This is a genomic window from Shewanella sp. HL-SH4, assembly GCF_051164845.1.
Classification (GTDB): Bacteria; Pseudomonadota; Gammaproteobacteria; order Enterobacterales; family Shewanellaceae; genus Shewanella; species Shewanella glacialimarina.
Window position 1 is genome coordinate 2,330,939 of record NZ_CP195037.1, and the last position, 20,276, is coordinate 2,351,214.

Below are 20,276 nucleotides of genomic sequence, written 5' to 3' on the forward strand. Positions count from 1 at the left end.
TAGGCATAGCAACTTAGGCATAGCAACTTAGGCATAGCAAAGTACCTATTCCATTGATAATTCTTTTAATTTACGGGTTAACGTATTGCGCCCCCAGCCTAAACGTTTAGCGGCATCTTGTTTATGACCTTGGGTATGTTTTAAGGCGGTTTCAAGTAATATCCGCTCAAATTCAGGTTGTATCTCGGTGAGTAAATCGTTATCACCGGCACTGAGTCGTTCATTTATCCAGTCTTTAAGCGCCGATTGCCAGTCTGAATGTGCCGCATTTGGCTGGCTAGTTGCCACAGGATCCTTGAGTAATTCAGGAGGTAAATCTTGAGGCAGAATTTCTTGTCCCGATGCCATTACGGTTAACCATCGGCAAGTGTTTTCAAGTTGACGCACGTTCCCTGGCCAGGGTAATTGCGATAGTTTAGCGGCGGTTTCTTTGGTGAGTATTTTGGGTTCTACGCCCATTTCTTTGGCTGCTGTACTGAGAAAGTGAGTGGCGAGTTGAGAGATGTCCTCACGACGTTGTGACAGAGGAGGTAAATGCACTCTAATGACATTCAAGCGGTGAAATAAATCTTCGCGGAAAGAGCCTTTTTGCACCAACAATTCAAGATTCTGATGCGTTGCTGCAATAATACGGACATCAACCTGCACTGATTGATGACCACCAACGCGATAGAATTGGCCATCTGATAGCACCCGCAGTAACCGTGTTTGGACATCGAGTGGCATATCGCCAATTTCATCTAAGAATAGTGTGCCACCATTGGCTTGTTCAAAGCGCCCTTGACGCACATTAGCTGCCCCAGTAAATGCGCCTTTTTCATGGCCAAATAGCTCTGACTCAATCAGGTCTTTGGGTATTGCGGCCATATTAAGGGCAATAAAAGGTTTATCTTTGCGTGGGCTGTGTTTATGAAGCGCACCCGCGACTAACTCTTTACCTGTACCTGATTGGCCATTAATTAACACGCTGATAGAGGACCGAGATAAACGGCCAATAGCACGAAACACCTCTTGCATAGCGGGCGCTTCACCGATAATTTCAGGTGTCTTTACCTGTGTATCAACTGCTGGAGTAGCGGGTGTTTGTTCGGTTGCATGGGTTAATGCCCGTTCAACTAGCGCAATGGCCTCGTCAATATCAAACGGTTTAGGCAAATACTCAAACGCGCCTGCTTGATAGGCGCTAACGGCACTGTCTAGGTCAGAGTGAGCTGTCATGATAATTACGGGAATATGCGGGTAATGAAGCTGTAAACGGTCTAGCAGGGTTAAGCCGTCGGTACCTGGCATACGTATGTCAGACACAATCACTTGAGGTTGAGCTAGTTCTAATGCTTGCCATAGTGACTCGGCAGCAGCAAAACTGGCGCAGGTTAATTTTGCGCCTGAGAAGGCTTTTTCTAGCACCCAACGAATGGAGCTATCATCATCTAAAATCCAGACTTGTTCGCTTATTGTCATCTTGTTACCTCGTGCTGCCTAAGGTCTAGAATTTTTGTAATGGCAGGGTAATTATAAATTCGGTATGGCCTGGAGCTGATACGCAGTCAATACGTCCGCCATGTAATCTTGCTATATTGTGTGCAATGGATAAACCTAGGCCTGAGCCATCTTCACGCCCTGTCACCATAGGGTAAAACAAGGTGTCTATAAGATCAGAGGGTATGCCGGGGCCGTTGTCGATAATCGACAGGACTAACACTAACTTATACCTTTGTGTACCAAGGGTGACTTGATGTTGAGTTCGGGTCTTTATCAAGATTTCACCGCCAGCATGTTCTAATGCTTGAATGGCATTTTGGACAATATTAAGCACAGCCTGCTGAAGTTGGTCGGGATCCATCTGAAAATCAGGAATAGATGGGTCGTAGTCACGCTTTAGATTTATGTTTGCGGGTAAAGCCATTTCAACCAGCTTTAAAACCTTTTGCACCACTTGATGAATATTGTGTTCGGTATGCTGTGTTGGTCGCTGCGGGCCTAATAACCTATCGACTAGGTTGCGCAGACGATCGGCTTGTTCGATGATTAAAGTGGTAAATTCTTTTAATTCCGGTGAGTGCAGTTCTCTTGATAACAGTTGAGCTGCACCGCGTAATCCCCCTAATGGATTTTTAATTTCATGGGCAAGATTACGCACAAGATATTGCGCTGCTTGTTGCTGCGCGTCCATATTTAGCTGCTGGTGTATACGACGTTGTTGATCAACTTGTCGTAGCTCTAAAATACTGAGATTTTGTTCATTCTCGATAGGAATTAAGGTCAAGTCTACAGTGTGGTGCTGACCGTCTAAGGTAATTAATGCCGCAGTGTTAACTGTGATCCCCTGATTTGATGATACAGCATCTCGCAAAATATGTTCATCAACGCCTAAAAACTGATATAAATCAGGTAAGCTTAATTCGAGTAGTTTATGGTTGGCGACAGCCAATAGCTGCTCGGCAGCAGCATTGGCAAAACAAGGCTTTAATTTGGTGTCGATCACTAGTACTGCGGTAACTAGATGATTAAGTAAATTATTAGTGTCCATTCGCCGTCCTGATTATTGGGTTGCAGCTTGCACCAATATGTTGCACCAATATGGTGCGATCTGCAACTCAGTTCACGCAGGCAAATAGGGAAATAAACTCAAACAGTTTTTGTTGTAAAACACTGTTTTAATTGCCTTTTTTAGCATAGTAAGGCGTTGGTTTCGCCAATCCGCTCACACTTGCCTGGTGAAGAAATATCTTTCTTGGAGAACTAGATGCAAGGACTTTGCCGTTTTGATCCAATGCTTTCACCACAATGATATGTTCCCCTCGGTAAATGCCCATTAAGCTAAAAGTGGATGAAGATTGTGGTTGAGCTTTAACTTCGCCATCAATAAAAAGTGCCAGTAAGATACCTCGGGGGAGTGTTGGGGTAACACTGACAATGACATCAAATTTTCCCTCATTACTGCGAATGGTTTCATCATGTGTGGGCGATACTATACTTAAGACGAGCTCAATAGCATCATTTTGCGAGGTTGAATCTATAATGATTGGGGTATCATTCAGCACGATAGTATTTTGAGTATTTTCTTTTACTTCTACAAGCTCTGCATTAGGCTTAGCTTCGTCGCTATAGTGAACTTTCCCGTTTTCATCGACCCAGCGATAAACCGCTGCTGTGCTACTGATACTGATTAGTAGCAAGGTAAATAATAAAATGCGCATAAATAGAATCCTTTTGCGTGTGCATTTTACTAGACTAGCTGTTTTTTGATAAAAAAACAGCCAAAACTGTTTGGTTCTGGCTAAGTTTATTTGTAACTAAACTGCAGAGTAAGACGACTTAAAGGTAGCTACAACAGTATTCAGCAATACCGCTGGTTTTAATACTAAAGCTCACTCCAGCAGCTAATTCAAACTGAGTGTCAGCCGAATAATTGATCCATTCGGTCGTACCAGGCAATAACACTTCAAAGTTACCTGATGTGACTTGCATTATTTCACCTTGAGAGGTTGAAAAGGTATATTCGCCAGGTAAGACAACACCTAGCGTTTGTCTGCTTCCATCGGCTAAAAATACTGTGCGGCTAATGACTTTTCCATCAAAATAAACATTTGCCTTTAGGGCTACATCGACTTGTTTTAACATATTTCCTGATACTCCATAAATGTTTTAAGTGAATTTATATCTATTTTAAATGTATATCTAGTTATTTTTGTGCTCTGGTTATGAATTATTTATGTGTAAGTTTTTAGATTAGCAGGCACAAAAAAGCCCAGAACAATCTGGGCTTTTTAGATACTAATAAGTGGTAAATATAGCGCCACTCATTAATTTTAATTAACTGCGGTTATGACGCTTACGCTCGTTCTCAGTTAAGAATCTCTTACGAACACGGATGTTCTTAGGAGTTACTTCAACTAATTCGTCATCATCGATGAACTCAAGTGCTTGTTCAAGCGTTAAGTTAATCGGTGTCGTTAACACTTGTGCTTCATCAGTACCTGATGCACGCATGTTGGTTAGCTGCTTACCTTTAAGACAGTTAACCGTCAAATCGTTAGAGCGAGCATGGATACCAACAACTTGGCCTTCATACACTTCAGCAGCGTGGCTAATAAACAGACGACCACGGTCTTGTAAACCGAATAGTGCGAATGTTAATGCTTTACCAGTTGCGTTAGAAATCAATACGCCGTTAGCACGTTGACCAATATCGCCACCTTTGTGCGGAGCGTAGTGATCAAATGAATGATAAATTAGACCAGTACCTGAAGTTGCAGTTAAGAACTCAGTTTGGAAACCAATTAAGCCACGGCTTGGGATGATGAAGTCGATACGTACACGACCTTTACCATCAAGCTGCATATCTTTCATTTCAGCTTTACGTACACCTAACTTTTCAATTACGGTACCTTGATGTTCTTCTTGAACGTCAACAGTCACAGTTTCGAATGGTTCGTGTAGCTCGCCATCAACAGTTTTAAGAATTACTTCTGGACGTGATACCGCTAATTCGTAGCCTTCACGACGCATGTTTTCAATCAAGATTGATAAATGTAATTCACCACGACCTGATACGCGGAAACGATCTGGACTGTCAGTTTCTTCAACACGTAGTGCTACGTTGTGAACAAGTTCTGTTTGTAAACGCTCAAGAATGTTACGAGAAGTAACATACTTACCTTCTTTACCCGCGAACGGAGAAGTGTTTACCTGGAACGTCATCGTTAGTGTTGGTTCATCAACTGTTAACGGCGGTAACGCTTCAACTTCAGTTACTGCACAAATAGTGTCAGAAATCTTAAGCTCACCTAAACCTGTAATTGCCACGATGTCACCAGCGTTAGCAATTTCAACTTCAGTACGGTCTAGACCCATGTAACCTAATACCTGGCCCATTTTTCCGTTACGTTTCTTACCATCAGCACCAATAATAGTCACTTGTTGGTTAGTTTTTACGTTACCACGCTTAATACGACCAATACCGATAACACCCACGTATGAGTTGTAATCGATTTGAGAAATTTGCATTTGGAATGCACCTTCCGAATCAGCGTCTGGGAAAGAAACTTTCTCAACGATGGTTTGGAAAAGTGGTGTCATGTCTTCGCTAACTACGTCTGGATCTAAGGTCGCGAAACCATTCAATGCTGAAGCATAAACAATAGGGAAGTCTAACTGTTCGTCAGTTGCACCTAAGTTGTCGAATAAATCGAATACTTGATCAATAACCCAATCAGGACGAGCACCAGGACGGTCAATCTTGTTAATAACAACGATTGGCTTTAGGCCTTGAGCAAACGCTTTCTTAGTCACAAAGCGAGTTTGTGGCATTGGACCATCAACTGCGTCAACTAACAATAATACTGAATCAACCATAGATAGAACACGTTCTACTTCACCACCGAAATCGGCGTGACCAGGTGTGTCTACGATGTTAATGCGGTAGTCGTTCCATTTGATGGCAGTGTTTTTTGCCAGAATGGTGATCCCACGTTCTTTTTCAAGATCGTTAGAATCCATCACACGCTCAGTCGCTTCTCCACGTGAAGCAAGGGTACCAGACTGCGCAAGCAATTTGTCTACCAGGGTCGTTTTGCCATGGTCGACGTGTGCAATAATGGCGATGTTACGTAAATTCTCTAGCACGGATAAAACCTCTATACCATCAAACAAAAAAAGGGATTATTTACAGCAACTATTTAATGATAGCCACCATAAAAAAGCGTGCCATTCTACTCCAGCAAGGTCTCAGTAGATAGGATTTTTTTTGAACACCCCATATTTTCGTCTTATTATGCTATAAATTTGCCGTTAATTTAGTGATATAAACTTTATCATCGCCTTAACGTAGGCTAGGTTACAAAAGATGTAAAACACAGTTTTCGCTATTTTGTTCAGTAAATTGTTATCTGTACGCACTTTTTGGGTTTCAGTCTCTATATAATCAAACTGGCGTGCACCACTCTGGTGTTGTGCACTGTTATGGTGCGTAGAATGGATCTATTTGGTGCAGACTTTGTTTTTTGAGAAAATCTAAAAATATCAAATTTATATAAATCAGATGCTTATATATCTGGCATGATAATAGCTAAGTAAACGTCATCATGTGGACATCATTGTTTTACATTAGTTTGCTGAGTCAATAAAACTTGGTGAACAGTAATATTAAATATTAGAAGGGAATACCCTTGACCCTACCGGAGGCTTGAGAATGTCAGTTGAATCAGTATTAAAGCAACTTAAAGAGTTAGAAGTTAAGTTTGTTGACTTACGCTTTACCGATACTAAAGGTAAAGAACAGCACGTTTCTATTCCATCTCATCAAGTAAATGAAGAGTTTTTTGAAGACGGTAAAATGTTTGACGGTTCTTCAATCGCAGGCTGGAAAGGCATCAATGAATCAGACATGGTATTAATGCCTGATCCAACTACTTTTGTTTTAGACCCTTTCACCGAAGAAACAACAGCACTTATCCGTTGTGACATTTTAGAACCTGGTACTATGACTGGTTACGACCGTGACCCACGCTCTATCGCTAAAAAAGCAGAAGCGTATCTAATTTCTACCGGTATTGCTGATACAGTATTGATTGGTCCTGAGCCTGAGTTCTTCTTATTTGATGACGTTCGTTTTGGTACTGATATGTCAGGTTGTTTCGTGAAGATTGATGCGAAAGAAGCTGCATGGAACTCTGGTAAAGAATACGCTGATGGCAACACAGGTCACCGTCCAATGGTGAAAGGTGGTTATTTTCCAGTTGCGCCAGTTGATTCTTCACAAGACTTACGTTCTGCAATGTGTTTAGTACTTGAAGAAATGGGTCAAGTTGTAGAAGCACATCACCATGAAGTGGCGACAGCGGGCCAAAACGAAATTGCAACACGTTTCAACACTTTGACTAAGAAAGCGGATGAAATCCAAATTCTTAAGTATGTTGTTCATAACATGGCGCATGCTTATGGCAAAACAGCGACCTTTATGCCTAAGCCTATCGTAGGTGACAATGGCAGCGGTATGCACGTACACCAATCTTTAGCTAAAGACGGTGTCAACTTATTTGCTGGCGATAAGTATGCTGGTTTAAGTGAATTAGCGCTTTACTACATTGGTGGTATTATCAAGCACGCTCGTGCATTGAACGCATTCACTAACCCAAGCACTAACTCTTATAAGCGTTTAGTACCACATTTCGAAGCGCCTGTTATGTTAGCTTACTCTGCGCGTAACCGTAGTGCATCTATTCGTATTCCAGTAGTGCCAAGCCCTAAGGGTCGTCGTATCGAAGCACGTTTCCCTGATCCACATGCAAACCCATATTTAGGTTTTGCGGCATTATTAATGGCAGGTCTTGATGGGATACAAAACAAGATCCACCCTGGCGATGCCATGGACAAAGACCTGTATGACTTACCGCCTGAAGAAGCTGCTGAGATCCCACAAGTTGCAACTTCTTTAGAAAACGCGCTTGAAAACTTGAAAGCTGACCATGAGTTTTTAACTAAAGGTGGCGTATTCAGTGAAGATTTCATCCAGTCTTATATCACTTTGAAGACTGCAGAAGCTGAGCGTGTAGCCCGTACTACTCATCCATTAGAGTTTGAAATGTACTACAGCCTATAATATTAACGCGCTAACTTTGTTAGCGGTTAAGTGATAAAAAAAGCCTCGCATAGATTGCGGGGCTTTTTATTAAGTTATTTTTACAATTATTTACAACCTTTCTCATTCTGTTTTAACTCATGCTTTGCGAATTTCTGTTTTAAATTCAGCTAACTCGTGTGCGTTAGAATTAACCAATTTTTTTATCATTAGTTATTGATATATATAAATAATTAAATTACATGTTATTTGGCTATAACTATTCAGCCAACACTTCGTTGATATCCTTTTGTTTATTGAATAACTTGTGAGCAAGTTATCAGTAATATCAATCATTTTGTGATCCAGCATTTGTACGCTTGCGGTTGCAATGGCGTTTTAGATCCGTAAACTTGCGCCGTATAAATGCCGAGCAATTACTCTAAAAGTGATTTTGGGTTAAAGGCAGATATAAATAACCTCAACTTGGGTTAAGGAATGAATAAGCGGGATTTAAATATTTAAATTCAGATGTTTACTCTCAAACTTGAGCTTTGCGCTGGTAATAAGGCGAACTAACGCGTCAACAGCTAGCCTATTGCAAGTAAATTAAACACAGTTAGCGGTGCAAAGAGCTGTTTGATATGCATTTGTTATCCTGAGCTGAGGTTAAATACAATAACTAAGAGAATGATAATGAAAAAAACAATAATCACTTTGGCAATATCAGCTATTGTCTTTGGCACGACTTCACAAGCTCAAGCTGCAGGTTTTCAGTTAGCAGAATATTCATCAACCGGCTTAGGTCGTGCATTTGCAGGTGAAGCGGCAATGGCCGATAACGCGTCTGCGCAATCACGTAATCCGGCAATGTTAACGTATCTGACCGGGCGTCAACTGTCAGCAGGTGGCATTTATGTCATGCCTAATATTGATGTGACGGGTGACATTGCGATTACCTCTCCTTTATTGGGCGCTCAAGCTATGCATGTGCCAGCCAGTGCACATGATGTAGCCGGTGACGCACTAGTGCCTAATTTTTATTATTCTAACCAGTTAACTGACGAATGGACCTGGGGATTAACGGTAAACTCAAACTATGGCCTAGCCACTGAAATTGATACTACACATGCTGCGGCAATTTTTGGTAATAAAACCGCGATTACAACGGTAGAGTTTAATCCTAACATTGCTTATAAAATCAATGAGCAATTTTCAGTAGGTGGCGGTCTACGTGTGGTTTATGGTGAAGGTAGTATCAGCGCAACTACGCCTGCTTGGGTTGGGGCGATTAAATCTAATCCAGCATTGCCCGCAGCCGTTGCAGCACGTTTACCAGATTCTGGTATTACGTTAAAAGCAATGGAAGGTGATGATATAGCCTTGGGGTGGAAACTGGGTGCTAGCTGGCAGATAAACGCTGATCATCGTTTAGGTTTGGCTTATCACAGCGGCGTTGAACTTGAGTTAGATGGTCACGCGTCTGGCTTGCTTTATGATGGTGGTCAAGATTTATCAATTGAAGGTTATCTTCCGATCGAGACGCCTGCATTTGCTGAATTAGCTTCTTATAACCAGCTTACTGAGAAATTTGCGATGCATGCAAGTGTCAATTGGACTCAATGGAGTGTATTTGATCAATTAGTGGCATATTTCCCTGGTGAGCAAAAGCCAGTGAGTGGCGTTGAATCTGACTTAGTAAAAGACGAAAATTTCAAGGATAATTGGCGTTATGCCCTTGGTGGTACTTATCAGCTTAATAATGATTGGTTAGTGCGTGCAGGCTTGGCATTAGATAAAACGGCTGTTGAAGATCAATATCGTACTACAACTATTCCAGATACTGACCGTTTATGGTTTAGTATGGGAGCAGGTTATCAAGCTAGCAAAAATCTTACCGTTGATTTTGCGGTAACCTATATTCGTATGTATGGTGACGCGCCGATTAATGAACAGCAAAATCTGGCTGGATTGGCTTTAGTGAATTTTGATGGCGAAGCTAACGGTGACGTGTGGCTTGCGGGAGTTCAATTAAGCTACAAAATGTAATCCGCATTTTTGAGCCGCTTTTTAATAGCCTCGCATAGCGGGGCTTTTTTGTGTGAATAAGGAAACAAGAATGATTAAATTTATGATGGTCGCAATAGCCTTAGTCGCAAGCTTTTCTGTTCAAGCTAACGATAAAAGCCAACTAGTGAGCCAATTTGTTGAGGCATTTAATTTACGTGATCCAGAATTAATGGGCAAAATGGTGACCAAAGAGGCGCTGTGGTTTGATGTAACACGTGCAGGAATTAATAATCAAACAACCACAAGAGACGAATTAGTTAAATCAATGAAAGATTATTTCTCAGACTCTAGCCGGGCGCACTCTCGAGTAATTAAGTCGATTGACACAGGTGATTTTGTTAGTACGGTTGAACAGGTTTCCTGGCAAAAAGAAGGTAAGTGGGTATCTAAATGCAGTATCGGCGTATATCTATTTGAAGAACAAAGAATTGCAGCGGTTTGGTATTACAAGGCACATCAGTGTGATGATCCTCAGTAAGTCGTGGTCAGCGTTTATCATCCTGAGCTGAGATTAATAACTCATTAGTAATGTAAATGAATAAGAGAGCGTCACATGAAAGCTAAAAAATACATTATTGCTTTAGATCAAGGAACCACCAGTTCTAGAGCGATTGTGTTTAATCATCAAGCCGACATTGTGGCTATTTCGCAGCGAGAATTTAGTCAGCATTATCCACAGGCAGGCTGGGTGGAACATGATCCAATGGAGATTTGGTCGTCACAAAGCTCTTCATTAGTGGAAGTGTTAACGCGTGCAGGTATTAGTCGTCATGAGGTTGCCGCTATCGGCATTACCAATCAACGTGAAACCACTATTATATGGAATAAGCACACCGGAAAACCTATTTATAATGCAATTGTGTGGCAGTGTCGGCGCAGCCAAAGTATTTGCCAGCAATTAAAAGCGCAAGGCGCAGAAAAGCTTATTCGGCAAAAAACCGGTTTAGTATTAGACCCTTATTTTTCAGCTTCAAAAATTAAGTGGATTTTAGATAATGTTGAGGGCGCGCGTGCGCAAGCTGAAGCAGGCGATTTACTATTTGGTACTGTTGATACCTGGTTGGTATGGAAATTAACCCAAGGCGAAGTTCATGTCACCGAACCGACTAATGCGTCCAGAACTATGCTGTATAATATTCATACTCAGCAATGGGATGAAGAGCTATTAAGTCTATTTCAAATACCGCGCGCTTTATTACCTGAAGTAAAATCCTCCTGTGAAGTTTATGGCCACACTGAGTTAGCCGGTGGCCAGGGCATTCCTGTCGCAGGGATGGCGGGCGATCAACAGTCGGCTTTGTTTGGCCAACTTTGCTTAGAGCCGGGCATGGTGAAAAATACCTATGGTACAGGTTGCTTTTTATTGATGAACACTGGTGATAAAGCCGTTGAATCTACCCATGGGTTATTGACCACTGTGGCTATTGGCGATAAAGGTCAGGCCTGTTTTGCGTTAGAGGGGTCGGTTTTTATGGGCGGAGCGATTATTCAATGGCTACGTGATGAGTTAGGCCTGATTCAAGATGCCTGCGATACACAATATTATGCCGATAAGGTGAGTGATACCAACGGGGTTTATGTGGTGCCAGCATTTGTTGGTTTAGGTGCACCTTACTGGGACGCTGATGCTCGTGGGGCAATAGTGGGATTAACCCGTGGTGCTAATCGTAGTCATATTATTCGTGCTGCACTAGAGTCAATTGCTTATCAGTCGCGAGATTTGCTCGATGCCATGAGTAAAGATTCTGGTGTGCCACTCACCCAAATTCGAGTAGATGGTGGCGCAGTCGCCAATGACTTTTTAATGCAGTTTCAAGCAGATATAACTGATGTGAATGTATTAAGACCTAAGGTGACTGAAACCACCGCGATGGGAGCAGCATTTTTAGCCGGGCTTGCTGTGGGGGTATGGAAATCGACGCAAGAATTACAGTCTATATTGGCAACCGATCGTATTTTTAGTGCGCAAATGGATAACGCTACCCGTGAAACCTTATATCAAGGTTGGCTTAAAGCGGTCAAGCAAGTCAGTACGCAAGAGGTATAAATTAATCCAGTAACAGATTTGGATATTGAATATAAGGTTGAGACAGCTTTTTAGTGTCTGCAGTAAACCTTTTTAGTGTCTGCAGTAAACCTTTTTGGTGTCAATGACGCCGCTATACTTCAAGATCTATATGCTTGGTCTTATGTTTACTTTTAGGCTCACTTAAAGGCGCGTCATCATCAGTAATATAGTCGCCAGTGCCTAGTTCATATTCTACTTTCGATTTCTGCTTAGCTTGGGTATTGTGTACACGTTCGTTATGGGATGAGGGAAGCTCAGCCTGTGGCTCCTCATAACTATCAGGTGCGACCTCACTCGAGGGAGTCGACGCACTTACACGATCGACAATGCGTCTTCGCTGGGTAATAAATTGTACGGGTTTGCTAAGCATGGCATATATGCTGTCTAAACTCATGTTTGCCTCCTTGTCGTGTATGATCACTGACATCCCATGTGAGTAATAATAGGGCTATTGACTTCATTTATTTCAATGCCATCTTTTAGGCGCTGTTACCGTAAGATTGCATTATTATTTACCTTATATCGGCCTGTGTGGGCGATATTTTAATCAAATATTCATTTATTCTATCAAATGATCTAAAAAATGCTTTAGCAATGCTGTAGTACAAATCATCCAGCCTGCATTACATTCTACTAACCAAATGTCTGCTAAGTTCTCTTGTCATCAATTATCAGCAACATAAATTGTATGCTTTTTATGCTTGATGGCGATTTATTTACACCAGATGGATTAAGTTTAATTAAAAATGATATTTAATATGGCGTGTTGTTAAGGGTAAATCATAGCGTTTACAGGTGATTTGTCCTATTAATCGTACGATATAGTTTGATTTGTTAACATTAGGTAAGATAAAAGTTGCTGAAATAACCGCCGATATGTATCTGGTTTTATTCATTAACTCATATTTTTCGTGGTTATTATTCGCTTTATCTATTGTTTTTATTCCCCAGCTAAAAATTCCCTGCTAACCCGCTTGGCGTCTGGATTTAATATATGTTCACATCCCTTGACAACACTTGTGTTGTATCCCTAAACTTAGCATTTGTGGGAAGAAGTGGATCATTGTGGATCAAATTAAAACAACAAGGACTTTCTAAAGGTGTTTCGAGGTGCAAGTGCAATCAATATGGACGCAAAAGGACGGATCGCTATGCCAGCGAGATTCCGCGATGCGTTACGTAATGCGCACGATGGCATGCTTGTATTGACCGTTGATATTAACTCTCCTTGCTTGCTGATTTATCCCTTACATGAGTGGGAACTCATGGAAACTAAATTGTTACTACTTTCTGACATTGACCCCACAGAGCGCTCGTTGAAACGCAAATTATTGGGATATGCCCAAGAATGTGAACTAGACAGCCATGGCCGCATTGTTGTGCCGCCAATACTCAGAAGCTTTGCTAATTTGGATAAAAAAACCATGTTAGTTGGCTTATTAAATAAATTTGAATTATGGGAAGAAGGGGCTTGGCAGCTGCAAATGGAGCAAAACCATGAGCTGATCAGCAACCAGAATTTGGCCAGCCATCCAAGGTTGAGTCAATTTACCCTGTAATGTGATGAAAAGAAGACCCAAATGAGTCAAGAGTTTGCTCACTTAAGCGTGTTATTAAAAGAGACTGTAGAGGGTCTTAATATTGAGCCTAATGGCATCTATATCGATGGCACATTTGGACGTGGCGGACACTCACGACATGTACTGAGTCACTTAGGTCCTAATGGACGTTTAATTGCCATTGACCGAGACCCGCAAGCAATTGAAGCTGCTAAAGCGTTTGCTGACGATCCTCGCTTTCAAATTGTCCACGGTGGATTTGGTCAGATGGCCGATTACATTGAAGACTTAGGGCTAGTTGGCAAGATTAATGGTGTACTACTGGATTTAGGCGTGTCATCGCCACAACTTGATGATGCTGATCGTGGCTTTAGTTTTTTACGCGACGGTCCATTAGATATGCGCATGGACAATAGCCAGGGCGAAACGGCAGCGCAATGGATTGCCCGTGCTGAAATTGAAGATATGGCGTGGGTATTTAAAACCTATGGCGAAGAAAAAAATTCTCGTCACATTGCCCGTTGCATTGCTGCTGACAGGGACGAAAAACCCTTTTTACGTACTAAAGATTTAGCTGAATTGATTGCACGTATCACTAAAAATAAAGAACGCAACAAGCATCCTGCGACACGTGTGTTTCAAGCAATTCGTATTTATATCAATAGTGAGTTAGAGCAAATTGACCAGGCACTTGAAGGTTCTTTAAAAGTGTTAGCGCCTGAAGGACGCTTATCAGTCATTAGCTTTCATTCATTAGAAGATCGCATGGTGAAACGTTTTATTCGTCGTCACAGTCAAGGTGAAAGTGTGCCGTATGGTCTACCTATCACTGAAGATCAAATAAATAAGTCGCGCAAATTGAAGCCAATGAGTAAAGCATTAAAACCATCGGATGAAGAGATTGAACAAAACCCTCGCTCGCGTAGCTCAGTGCTTCGTGTGGCCGAGCGTTTGCCTTACTAAGGTAGAAGATTTTGAGCCAGCCTCCACTCAATCTTCCCCGTATCGTTTTACAAGATATATGGCACCATAAATGGGTGGTGCTGGCGACGATTATCGTGATGATAAATGCCGTAGCCGTGGTGTATACCAGCCATGTGAGTCGCAAGCTGACATCGCAATGGGACGAATTATTACAAGAACAAGATCGTCTTGATATTGAGTGGCGAAATTTATTGTTAGAAGAGCAGTCGCAGTCGGAACACAGCCGTGTTACCCGCATTGCAACAAAAGACTTAAACATGTCTAGACCACTTCCCAAAGAAGAAGTGGTGATACGGGCACAGTGAGCATAGGGAATATGTCCAGACAAGCAAAGCGTAAACAAAATCCTGAATTGATCCCATGGCGTCTATACGTTGTGGTGGGATTTGTCATGCTGTTATTTGTCAGTTTGATTGCCCGTGCAGCCTACATTCAAATTATTGAACCGGATAAACTGCGTCACGAAAGTGATATGCGTACCCTACGAACGACCAGTAACCAGGTACAAAGAGGCTTAATTACCGACCGACATGGTGACATGCTTGCCGTCAGCGTACCTGTCAGAGCGGTATGGGCCGACCCTAAACACGCATACGATCAAAAAGCCTTTGTTGATATGCGCCGTTGGCAAGCATTAGCCGATGTACTGCAAGAGCCTGTGGATAAATTGGTTGAGAAAGTAAAGCGCGATCCAAAAAAACGGTTTGTCTATCTAAAGCGTCAAGTTACCCCTGCGGTTGCTGATTATATTGAGCAATTAAAAATTGGCGGTATCTACCTGAAATCAGAATCACGTCGCTACTATCCCGCCGGAGAAATTGCTGCTCAGTTAATTGGTATCACCAATATTGATGATGTTGGCATTGAGGGTATTGAAAATACCTATAACACCTGGTTAACAGGGACACCGTCAAAGCAAAAAGTACGTAAATCTCGTGACGGTAGCGTAGTTGAACGTCTTGATATGGTGCAAGAGGGTGAAAACTCTAACGACATCGTCTTGAGTATTGATCAACGCATTCAACAATTGGCATATCGAGAATTAAAGCGGGCTACTGAAACCTATCAAGCAACTTCAGGTTCTGTGGTGGTGATTGATGTGCTTACTGGCGAAGTGCTAGCTATGGTCAATACGCCATCATATAACCCCAATGCTCGCGATAATTTGCAAGCACACCGAATGCGTAATCGCGCATTAACAGATACTTTTGAACCTGGATCTACCGTTAAACCCTTTGTTGTGGCGGCGGCTTTAGAGGCTGGAACCGTAAAGTCTGATGATCTGATTTCAACATCGCCAGGTTGGATGCGGATTGGTGGTCGTCAGGTACGTGATTCAAACAACTATGGTGATATGTCGCTGGCAAAAATACTGGTCAAATCATCTAACGTAGGTATCAGTAAACTCGCCTTATCTATGCCAGTTCAACAATTGCTTGGTACTTATCAATCTATGGGACTTGGCAATTATTCAGGTATTAACTTAACGGGTGAAAGTGCAGGATTAATTCATGATCGCCGCCGTTGGTCTGATTTTGAACGCGCGACATTATCATTTGGTTATGGTTTTACCGCCACGCCGCTTCAACTTGCCCGCATGTATGCCACCCTAGGTAGTGGAGGCGTATTGTTTCCGGTATCTATTTTAAAGTTGAAAGAGCCACCTAAAGGCCAGCAAGTATTATCTGAGCAAGTTGCTAAAGATGTCATGCAAATGTTGGTCGGCGTGACTGAAACCGGTGGTACAGCGACTAAGGCCCATATTGATGGTTATCCTATAGCGGGTAAAACAGGCACCAGTCGTAAGGCGGTAGCTGGAGGCTATGGTGATGATTATGTAGCAATATTTGCCGGTGTAGCGCCTGTGCATACCCCAAGACTGGCTATATCTGTGGTCATAAATGAACCCAAAGGTGATAAGTATTATGGCGGCGATGTGGCCGGCCCTGCTTTTGCCAAGATAATGTCCGGTGCCCTGCAAATGCTCAATGTCGAACCTATTTCTGAACGCGATGCGATAAAGCTTGCGGCTGCGCCAAGGAGCGCGGGATGATGTTACTCAAAGATTTACTCGCGCCCTGGTTTCATTATGCCGGGGCTGAAACTTTTTATAGCTTAACCCTAGATAGTCGTCAGATAGATGAGGGTAAAGTGTTTGTTGCCTTGCCTGGTTATCAAGTTGATGGGCGAAAGTATATTAACGCTGCGATTGAAAACGGCGCAGTAGCGGTACTTGCGCACACAGACGATCCCGCTCGACATGAACACGTCGAGTTGATTAATAGCGTGCCTATTATTCATTTCTGCCAATTGACAAGACAGCTGTCAGCTGTAGCAGCTCAATACTATAGTGTCTCAAATAAGCTTAAAGTAATAGGCATTACTGGCACGAATGGTAAAACCTCAGTCAGCCAGATTATTGCGCAAATAGTGAGTTTATTAGGTCAAAAAGCGGCTGTAATGGGGACTCTTGGCAATGGATTATGGGGCGAGCTCGTTGACAGTGGCAATACCACAGCTGATGCGATTACCGTGATGCAGCAATTAGCTCAATTTGAACAGCAGGGCGCGAACGTGTGTGCCATGGAAGTATCAAGCCACGGTTTAGTGCAAGGGCGGATTGAAGCGGTGCCATTCAATACCGCAGTATTTACCAATTTAAGTCGCGATCATCTTGATTATCATGGTGATATGGATGCCTATGCCGCAGCAAAAAAACGCTTATTTCAATTTGCATCATTATCCAATGGGGTGATTAATTTAGATGATGCCGTGGGTAAGCAATGGTTAAGTGAATTACAAAAAGATGGATTATCCACAGCTGACTTACTTAACGGCAATGCTAGCAAGCTGCAGTTATACTCCTTTAGCTTAACGAGTAGCAAAGCAGACTTTTACTGCCAAGACACGGTATTTAATGATCAGGGTGTTAATGCAACATTGATTTATCCTTCAGCCGATGGCAAGGATAAATTGAGCGCAAAATTAATCTCACCGCTACTTGGACATTTTAACCTTGCAAATGTATTAGCCGCTATTTCAGCTTTATCGTTACAGGGTATTGAAATGGCCGACATACTTAATGTGTTACCACAAATTAAACCAGTTGCAGGCCGAATGGAGCGTTTTGCATGCGATGGTAAAGCAACATTAGTGGTTGATTATGCCCATACTCCAGATGCTATCGAGCAGGCATTAAAAGCGCTTCGCGTTCATTGTGCAGGTCAGTTGTGGTGTGTTTTTGGCTGTGGTGGCGACCGTGATAAAGGCAAGCGTCCTTTAATGGCGCAGGCCGCAGAACAATTTGCTGATCGCGTTATGGTCACCAGCGACAATGCGCGTAGTGAAAATCCGCAAAATATTATTGATGATGTATTAGCGGGGTTAGCTTCACCCGCACAAGCACTGTCTAATATCGATCGGATCAGCGCAATCAAGCAAGTTGTGGCGCAAGCGAAGCCGGATGACATTATTTTATTGGCGGGCAAAGGTCATGAAACTTATCAAGAAGTGGCAGGAAAACGATTGAATTATGATGAACGCGCATTGGCCATGCAGTTAATGGAGGCTTCAATATGATTTCGCTTTCATTAAGTCAAATAGCACAGACTTTAAATGGTCAGTTGATTGGTGAGAATATCACTATCAAGGCCGTCAGTACTGACAGCCGTGAATTTGATCATGACAGTCTATTTATCGCGCTCAAAGGTGAACGATTTGATGCTCATGAATTTGCAGCTAAGGCTTTAGAAAATGGCGCTACAGCGTTATTAGTTGAACGAGAGTTGCCGCTGAATATCCCTCAAGTTGTCGTCAGTAATACTCACAAAGCTTTAGGCCAATTAGGTCAGTTAGTGCGACAGCAAGTGGCACCGATAGCCGTGGCGTTAACCGGCTCAAACGGTAAAACCAGCGTTAAAGAAATGGTCGCAACCATTTTATCTCAGCAATTTCAGGTGTTATTCACCGCAGGTAATTTTAACAACGATATTGGTGTCCCACTTACCCTGTTGCGATTATCACCAGGTGATCAGTATGGTGTATTTGAATTAGGTGCGAACCATAAAGGTGAGATTAACTACACCAGTAGCCTAGTTGAGCCGCAAGTTGCCTTAGTCAACAATATCGGCAGTGCACACCTTGAGGGTTTTGGCTCGATAGAAGGCATTGCACAGGCTAAATCTGAAATATTTAATCATTTGTTACCAGACGGTACTGCCGTGATTAATGCCGATGATCAGTTTGCTGATTTTATGGCAATTAAAACGGCGGCGTTTAAGCAGCTGCGCTTTTCTCGGGAGTTAGATGTTACCGCTGATGTGCGAGCTACTAAATTAGTTGCCAGTGCCCAAGGTTGTTATCATTTTTCACTCGAATATGCCTCGCAAGCGGTTGAGGTGCAATTGCCGTTGGCGGGTATCCATCAGGTCAGTAATGCACTGGCTTCTGCGTCTATATGTTTAGCTCTAGGGCTAGATTTATCGATGGTGGCCTCAGGGTTGAGTTTATTGCAACCAGTAAAAGGGCGCATGATGCCGAAAGCATTGGGGCGTTTTTTAGTGGTAGATGATAGTTATAATGCCAACCCTAGTTCAGTCAGTGCTGCGATTAACTGGTTGCAACAACGTCAACATCACCGTTGTTTAGTGCTGGGAGATTTGGGCGAATTAGGCGACAATGCTGCCCCTTTGCACGAACAGCTCGGCCAGCAGGCTAAAATGGCTAATATTGACGCGCTGTATTGTTGTGGCAGTTTATCTGCACACGCAAGTCGTGCTTTTGGTAGTCAACATTTTCTAGATGTCAGTGAATTAGGTCAGATGTTAATAGCACAATTAAATCAGTTGCCAGGTGAGGCGACAATATTAGTTAAAGGTTCTCGAAGCGCAGCGATGGAACGTGTGGTCGATATATTAGTAGATGCCTTTGGGCGCGGGGAGTTAGTGTAGATGCTGGTTTATCTGGCCGAGTATTTAACCCAGTTTTACAGTGGGTTTAACGTTTTTTCTTATGTGACTTTTAGAGCTATTTTAGGGCTGTTGACCGCATTAGTGTTTAGTTTGTGGTGGGGACCAAAATTGATTGAGCGTTTGCAGTTATTGCAAATTGGTCAAGTTGTGCGTAATGACGGCCCTGAATCACACTTTAGTAAACGCGGCACCCCAACCATGGGCGGATTACTGATCCTAGCGGGTATTTTTATTAGCGTATTACTCTGGGGTGACTTATCCAGTCGATACGTGTTGGTAATGTTGTTTGTGTTAGGTGCTTTTGGCGCGATAGGCTTTCTTGATGACTACTTAAAAGTGGTTAAGAAAAACTCTAAAGGACTTATCGCTCGCTGGAAATATGCTTCGCAGTCTATAGCGGCGTTAATTGTCGCTTTTTACTTATATAGTTCAGCGTCAATACCCGGAGAGACTCAGTTAGTCGTGCCCTTTTTTAAAGATGTCATGCCACAGCTTGGCATCCTGTTTATCTTTTTAACTTACTTCACCATAGTGGGTGCCAGTAATGCGGTTAATTTAACCGATGGTTTAGATGGTTTAGCGATTATGCCTACGGTAATGGTAGCAGGCGCATTTGCGCTGGTTGCTTATCTGTCAGGTCATGCCCAGTTTGCTAGCTATTTGCATATCCCTCATTTGCCAGAGGCCGGTGAGTTAGTGATTGTATGTACCGCAATTGTTGGCGCTGGTTTAGGTTTTTTGTGGTTTAACACCTATCCTGCACAAGTTTTCATGGGCGATGTGGGCTCACTCGCACTCGGTGCTGCTTTAGGCACTATTGCAGTATTGGTTCGCCAAGAGATTTTATTGGTCATTATGGGCGGCGTATTTGTGATGGAAACCGTTTCAGTGATTTTACAGGTGGGCTCTTACAAGCTTCGCGGGCAGCGTATTTTCCGTATGGCGCCTATACACCACCACTATGAATTAAAGGGCTGGCCAGAGCCGCGCGTAATTGTCCGTTTTTGGATTATTTCACTGTTCCTTGTGTTACTGGGTCTTGCGACCTTGAAGTTAAGGTAAAT

General features: G+C 42.6%; 17 protein-coding genes. 11 read left to right on the plus strand and 6 right to left on the minus strand.

Going from position 1 to position 20,276, the window contains the following annotated elements:
• Nucleotides 1–45 precede the first annotated feature (45 nt).
• The 5 genes from glnG to typA all read right to left on the minus strand — a co-directional run bounded on the left by glnG (nt 46) and on the right by typA (nt 5,628).
• The gene (gene glnG / locus ACRWQL_RS11195) at nt 46–1,461 is read right to left on the minus strand and encodes a nitrogen regulation protein NR(I) (protein ID WP_434950013.1); all 1,416 of its coding nucleotides are present in this window, start codon (nt 1,459–1,461) and stop codon (nt 46–48) included.
• Nucleotides 1,462–1,486: 25 nt separating this feature from the next.
• Nucleotides 1,487–2,530, minus strand: coding sequence for a nitrogen regulation protein NR(II) (gene glnL, locus ACRWQL_RS11200; RefSeq protein WP_226412701.1), 1,044 nt, complete (start codon nt 2,528–2,530; stop codon nt 1,487–1,489).
• Between the two features lie 127 nt (nt 2,531–2,657).
• Entirely contained in the window at nt 2,658–3,200 is a 543-nt protein-coding gene (locus ACRWQL_RS11205) for a DUF4124 domain-containing protein (protein WP_434950014.1), read from the minus strand.
• Between the two features lie 118 nt (nt 3,201–3,318).
• Nucleotides 3,319–3,624, minus strand: coding sequence for a pyrimidine/purine nucleoside phosphorylase (locus ACRWQL_RS11210; RefSeq protein ID WP_434927460.1), 306 nt, complete (start codon nt 3,622–3,624; stop codon nt 3,319–3,321).
• A gap of 192 nt (nt 3,625–3,816) precedes the next feature.
• Complete coding sequence (gene typA, locus ACRWQL_RS11215) at nt 3,817–5,628, minus strand: translational GTPase TypA (protein WP_434927459.1); 1,812 nt, start codon at nt 5,626–5,628, stop codon at nt 3,817–3,819.
• A gap of 565 nt (nt 5,629–6,193) precedes the next feature.
• Between typA and glnA the strand changes: the two genes are divergently transcribed.
• The 4 genes from glnA to glpK all read left to right on the plus strand — a co-directional run bounded on the left by glnA (nt 6,194) and on the right by glpK (nt 11,678).
• Nucleotides 6,194–7,603 carry a glutamate--ammonia ligase gene (gene glnA, locus ACRWQL_RS11220; protein WP_434927458.1) on the plus strand — a complete coding sequence of 470 codons (1,410 nt, stop codon included), beginning with the start codon at nt 6,194–6,196 and terminating at the stop codon, nt 7,601–7,603.
• 654 nt (nt 7,604–8,257) lie between these two features.
• Nucleotides 8,258–9,610 carry an outer membrane protein transport protein gene (locus ACRWQL_RS11225; protein ID WP_434950016.1) on the plus strand — a complete coding sequence of 451 codons (1,353 nt, stop codon included), beginning with the start codon at nt 8,258–8,260 and terminating at the stop codon, nt 9,608–9,610.
• A gap of 70 nt (nt 9,611–9,680) precedes the next feature.
• Nucleotides 9,681–10,109, plus strand: a complete 429-nt coding sequence (locus tag ACRWQL_RS11230) for a nuclear transport factor 2 family protein (protein ID WP_434930982.1) — start codon at nt 9,681–9,683, stop codon at nt 10,107–10,109.
• Between the two features lie 75 nt (nt 10,110–10,184).
• A complete protein-coding gene (gene glpK / locus ACRWQL_RS11235; protein ID WP_434950018.1) occupies nt 10,185–11,678 on the plus strand; it encodes a glycerol kinase GlpK in 1,494 nt (497 codons plus the stop codon).
• 112 nt (nt 11,679–11,790) lie between these two features.
• On the opposite strand, the gene ACRWQL_RS11240 is transcribed toward glpK, so the two are convergent.
• On the minus strand, nt 11,791–12,093 hold the full coding sequence (locus ACRWQL_RS11240) for a hypothetical protein (RefSeq protein WP_434930985.1): 303 nt from the start codon (nt 12,091–12,093) through the stop codon (nt 11,791–11,793).
• Between the two features lie 706 nt (nt 12,094–12,799).
• Here ACRWQL_RS11240 and mraZ point away from each other — a divergent pair.
• Genes mraZ through mraY form a run of 7 tightly spaced genes read left to right on the plus strand, consistent with a single transcriptional unit; the run spans nt 12,800 to nt 20,274 of the window.
• Nucleotides 12,800–13,258, plus strand: a complete 459-nt coding sequence (gene mraZ / locus ACRWQL_RS11245; protein ID WP_434927453.1) for a division/cell wall cluster transcriptional repressor MraZ — start codon at nt 12,800–12,802, stop codon at nt 13,256–13,258.
• A gap of 21 nt (nt 13,259–13,279) precedes the next feature.
• Entirely contained in the window at nt 13,280–14,221 is a 942-nt protein-coding gene (gene rsmH / locus ACRWQL_RS11250; RefSeq protein ID WP_434950020.1) for a 16S rRNA (cytosine(1402)-N(4))-methyltransferase RsmH, read from the plus strand.
• Between the two features lie 11 nt (nt 14,222–14,232).
• On the plus strand, nt 14,233–14,547 hold the full coding sequence (gene ftsL / locus ACRWQL_RS11255) for a cell division protein FtsL (protein WP_434927451.1): 315 nt from the start codon (nt 14,233–14,235) through the stop codon (nt 14,545–14,547).
• 11 nt (nt 14,548–14,558) lie between these two features.
• Nucleotides 14,559–16,295, plus strand: coding sequence for a penicillin-binding transpeptidase domain-containing protein (locus tag ACRWQL_RS11260; RefSeq protein WP_434927450.1), 1,737 nt, complete (start codon nt 14,559–14,561; stop codon nt 16,293–16,295).
• Nucleotides 16,292–17,821, plus strand: coding sequence for a UDP-N-acetylmuramoyl-L-alanyl-D-glutamate--2,6-diaminopimelate ligase (gene murE, locus ACRWQL_RS11265; RefSeq protein WP_434950022.1), 1,530 nt, complete (start codon nt 16,292–16,294; stop codon nt 17,819–17,821). Before ACRWQL_RS11260 ends, murE begins: the two co-directional genes overlap by 4 nt.
• Nucleotides 17,818–19,191, plus strand: a complete 1,374-nt coding sequence (locus ACRWQL_RS11270) for a UDP-N-acetylmuramoyl-tripeptide--D-alanyl-D-alanine ligase (RefSeq protein WP_434950024.1) — start codon at nt 17,818–17,820, stop codon at nt 19,189–19,191. Before murE ends, ACRWQL_RS11270 begins: the two co-directional genes overlap by 4 nt.
• Nucleotides 19,192–20,274: a phospho-N-acetylmuramoyl-pentapeptide-transferase gene (mraY, locus tag ACRWQL_RS11275; protein WP_434950025.1), complete on the plus strand. Its 1,083-nt coding sequence runs from the start codon at nt 19,192–19,194 to the stop codon at nt 20,272–20,274.
• The last annotated feature ends 2 nt before the right edge of the window (nt 20,275–20,276 follow it).

Excerpts from the sequence above, each read along its gene's own strand:
- glnG (WP_434950013.1), bottom strand. The coding sequence starts at position 1,461 with ATGACAATAAGCGAACAAGTCTGGATTTTAGATGATGATAGCTCCATT.
- glnL (WP_226412701.1), bottom strand. The coding sequence starts at position 2,530 with ATGGACACTAATAATTTACTTAATCATCTAGTTACCGCAGTACTAGTG.
- ACRWQL_RS11205 (WP_434950014.1), bottom strand. The coding sequence starts at position 3,200 with ATGCGCATTTTATTATTTACCTTGCTACTAATCAGTATCAGTAGCACA.
- ACRWQL_RS11210 (WP_434927460.1), bottom strand. The coding sequence starts at position 3,624 with ATGTTAAAACAAGTCGATGTAGCCCTAAAGGCAAATGTTTATTTTGAT.
- glnA (WP_434927458.1), top strand. The coding sequence starts at position 6,194 with ATGTCAGTTGAATCAGTATTAAAGCAACTTAAAGAGTTAGAAGTTAAG.
- ACRWQL_RS11225 (WP_434950016.1), top strand. The coding sequence starts at position 8,258 with ATGAAAAAAACAATAATCACTTTGGCAATATCAGCTATTGTCTTTGGC.
- ACRWQL_RS11230 (WP_434930982.1), top strand. The coding sequence starts at position 9,681 with ATGATTAAATTTATGATGGTCGCAATAGCCTTAGTCGCAAGCTTTTCT.
- glpK (WP_434950018.1), top strand. The coding sequence starts at position 10,185 with ATGAAAGCTAAAAAATACATTATTGCTTTAGATCAAGGAACCACCAGT.
- ACRWQL_RS11240 (WP_434930985.1), bottom strand. The coding sequence starts at position 12,093 with ATGAGTTTAGACAGCATATATGCCATGCTTAGCAAACCCGTACAATTT.
- rsmH (WP_434950020.1), top strand. The coding sequence starts at position 13,280 with ATGAGTCAAGAGTTTGCTCACTTAAGCGTGTTATTAAAAGAGACTGTA.
- ACRWQL_RS11260 (WP_434927450.1), top strand. The coding sequence starts at position 14,559 with ATGTCCAGACAAGCAAAGCGTAAACAAAATCCTGAATTGATCCCATGG.
- murE (WP_434950022.1), top strand. The coding sequence starts at position 16,292 with ATGATGTTACTCAAAGATTTACTCGCGCCCTGGTTTCATTATGCCGGG.
- ACRWQL_RS11270 (WP_434950024.1), top strand. The coding sequence starts at position 17,818 with ATGATTTCGCTTTCATTAAGTCAAATAGCACAGACTTTAAATGGTCAG.
- mraY (WP_434950025.1), top strand. The coding sequence starts at position 19,192 with ATGCTGGTTTATCTGGCCGAGTATTTAACCCAGTTTTACAGTGGGTTT.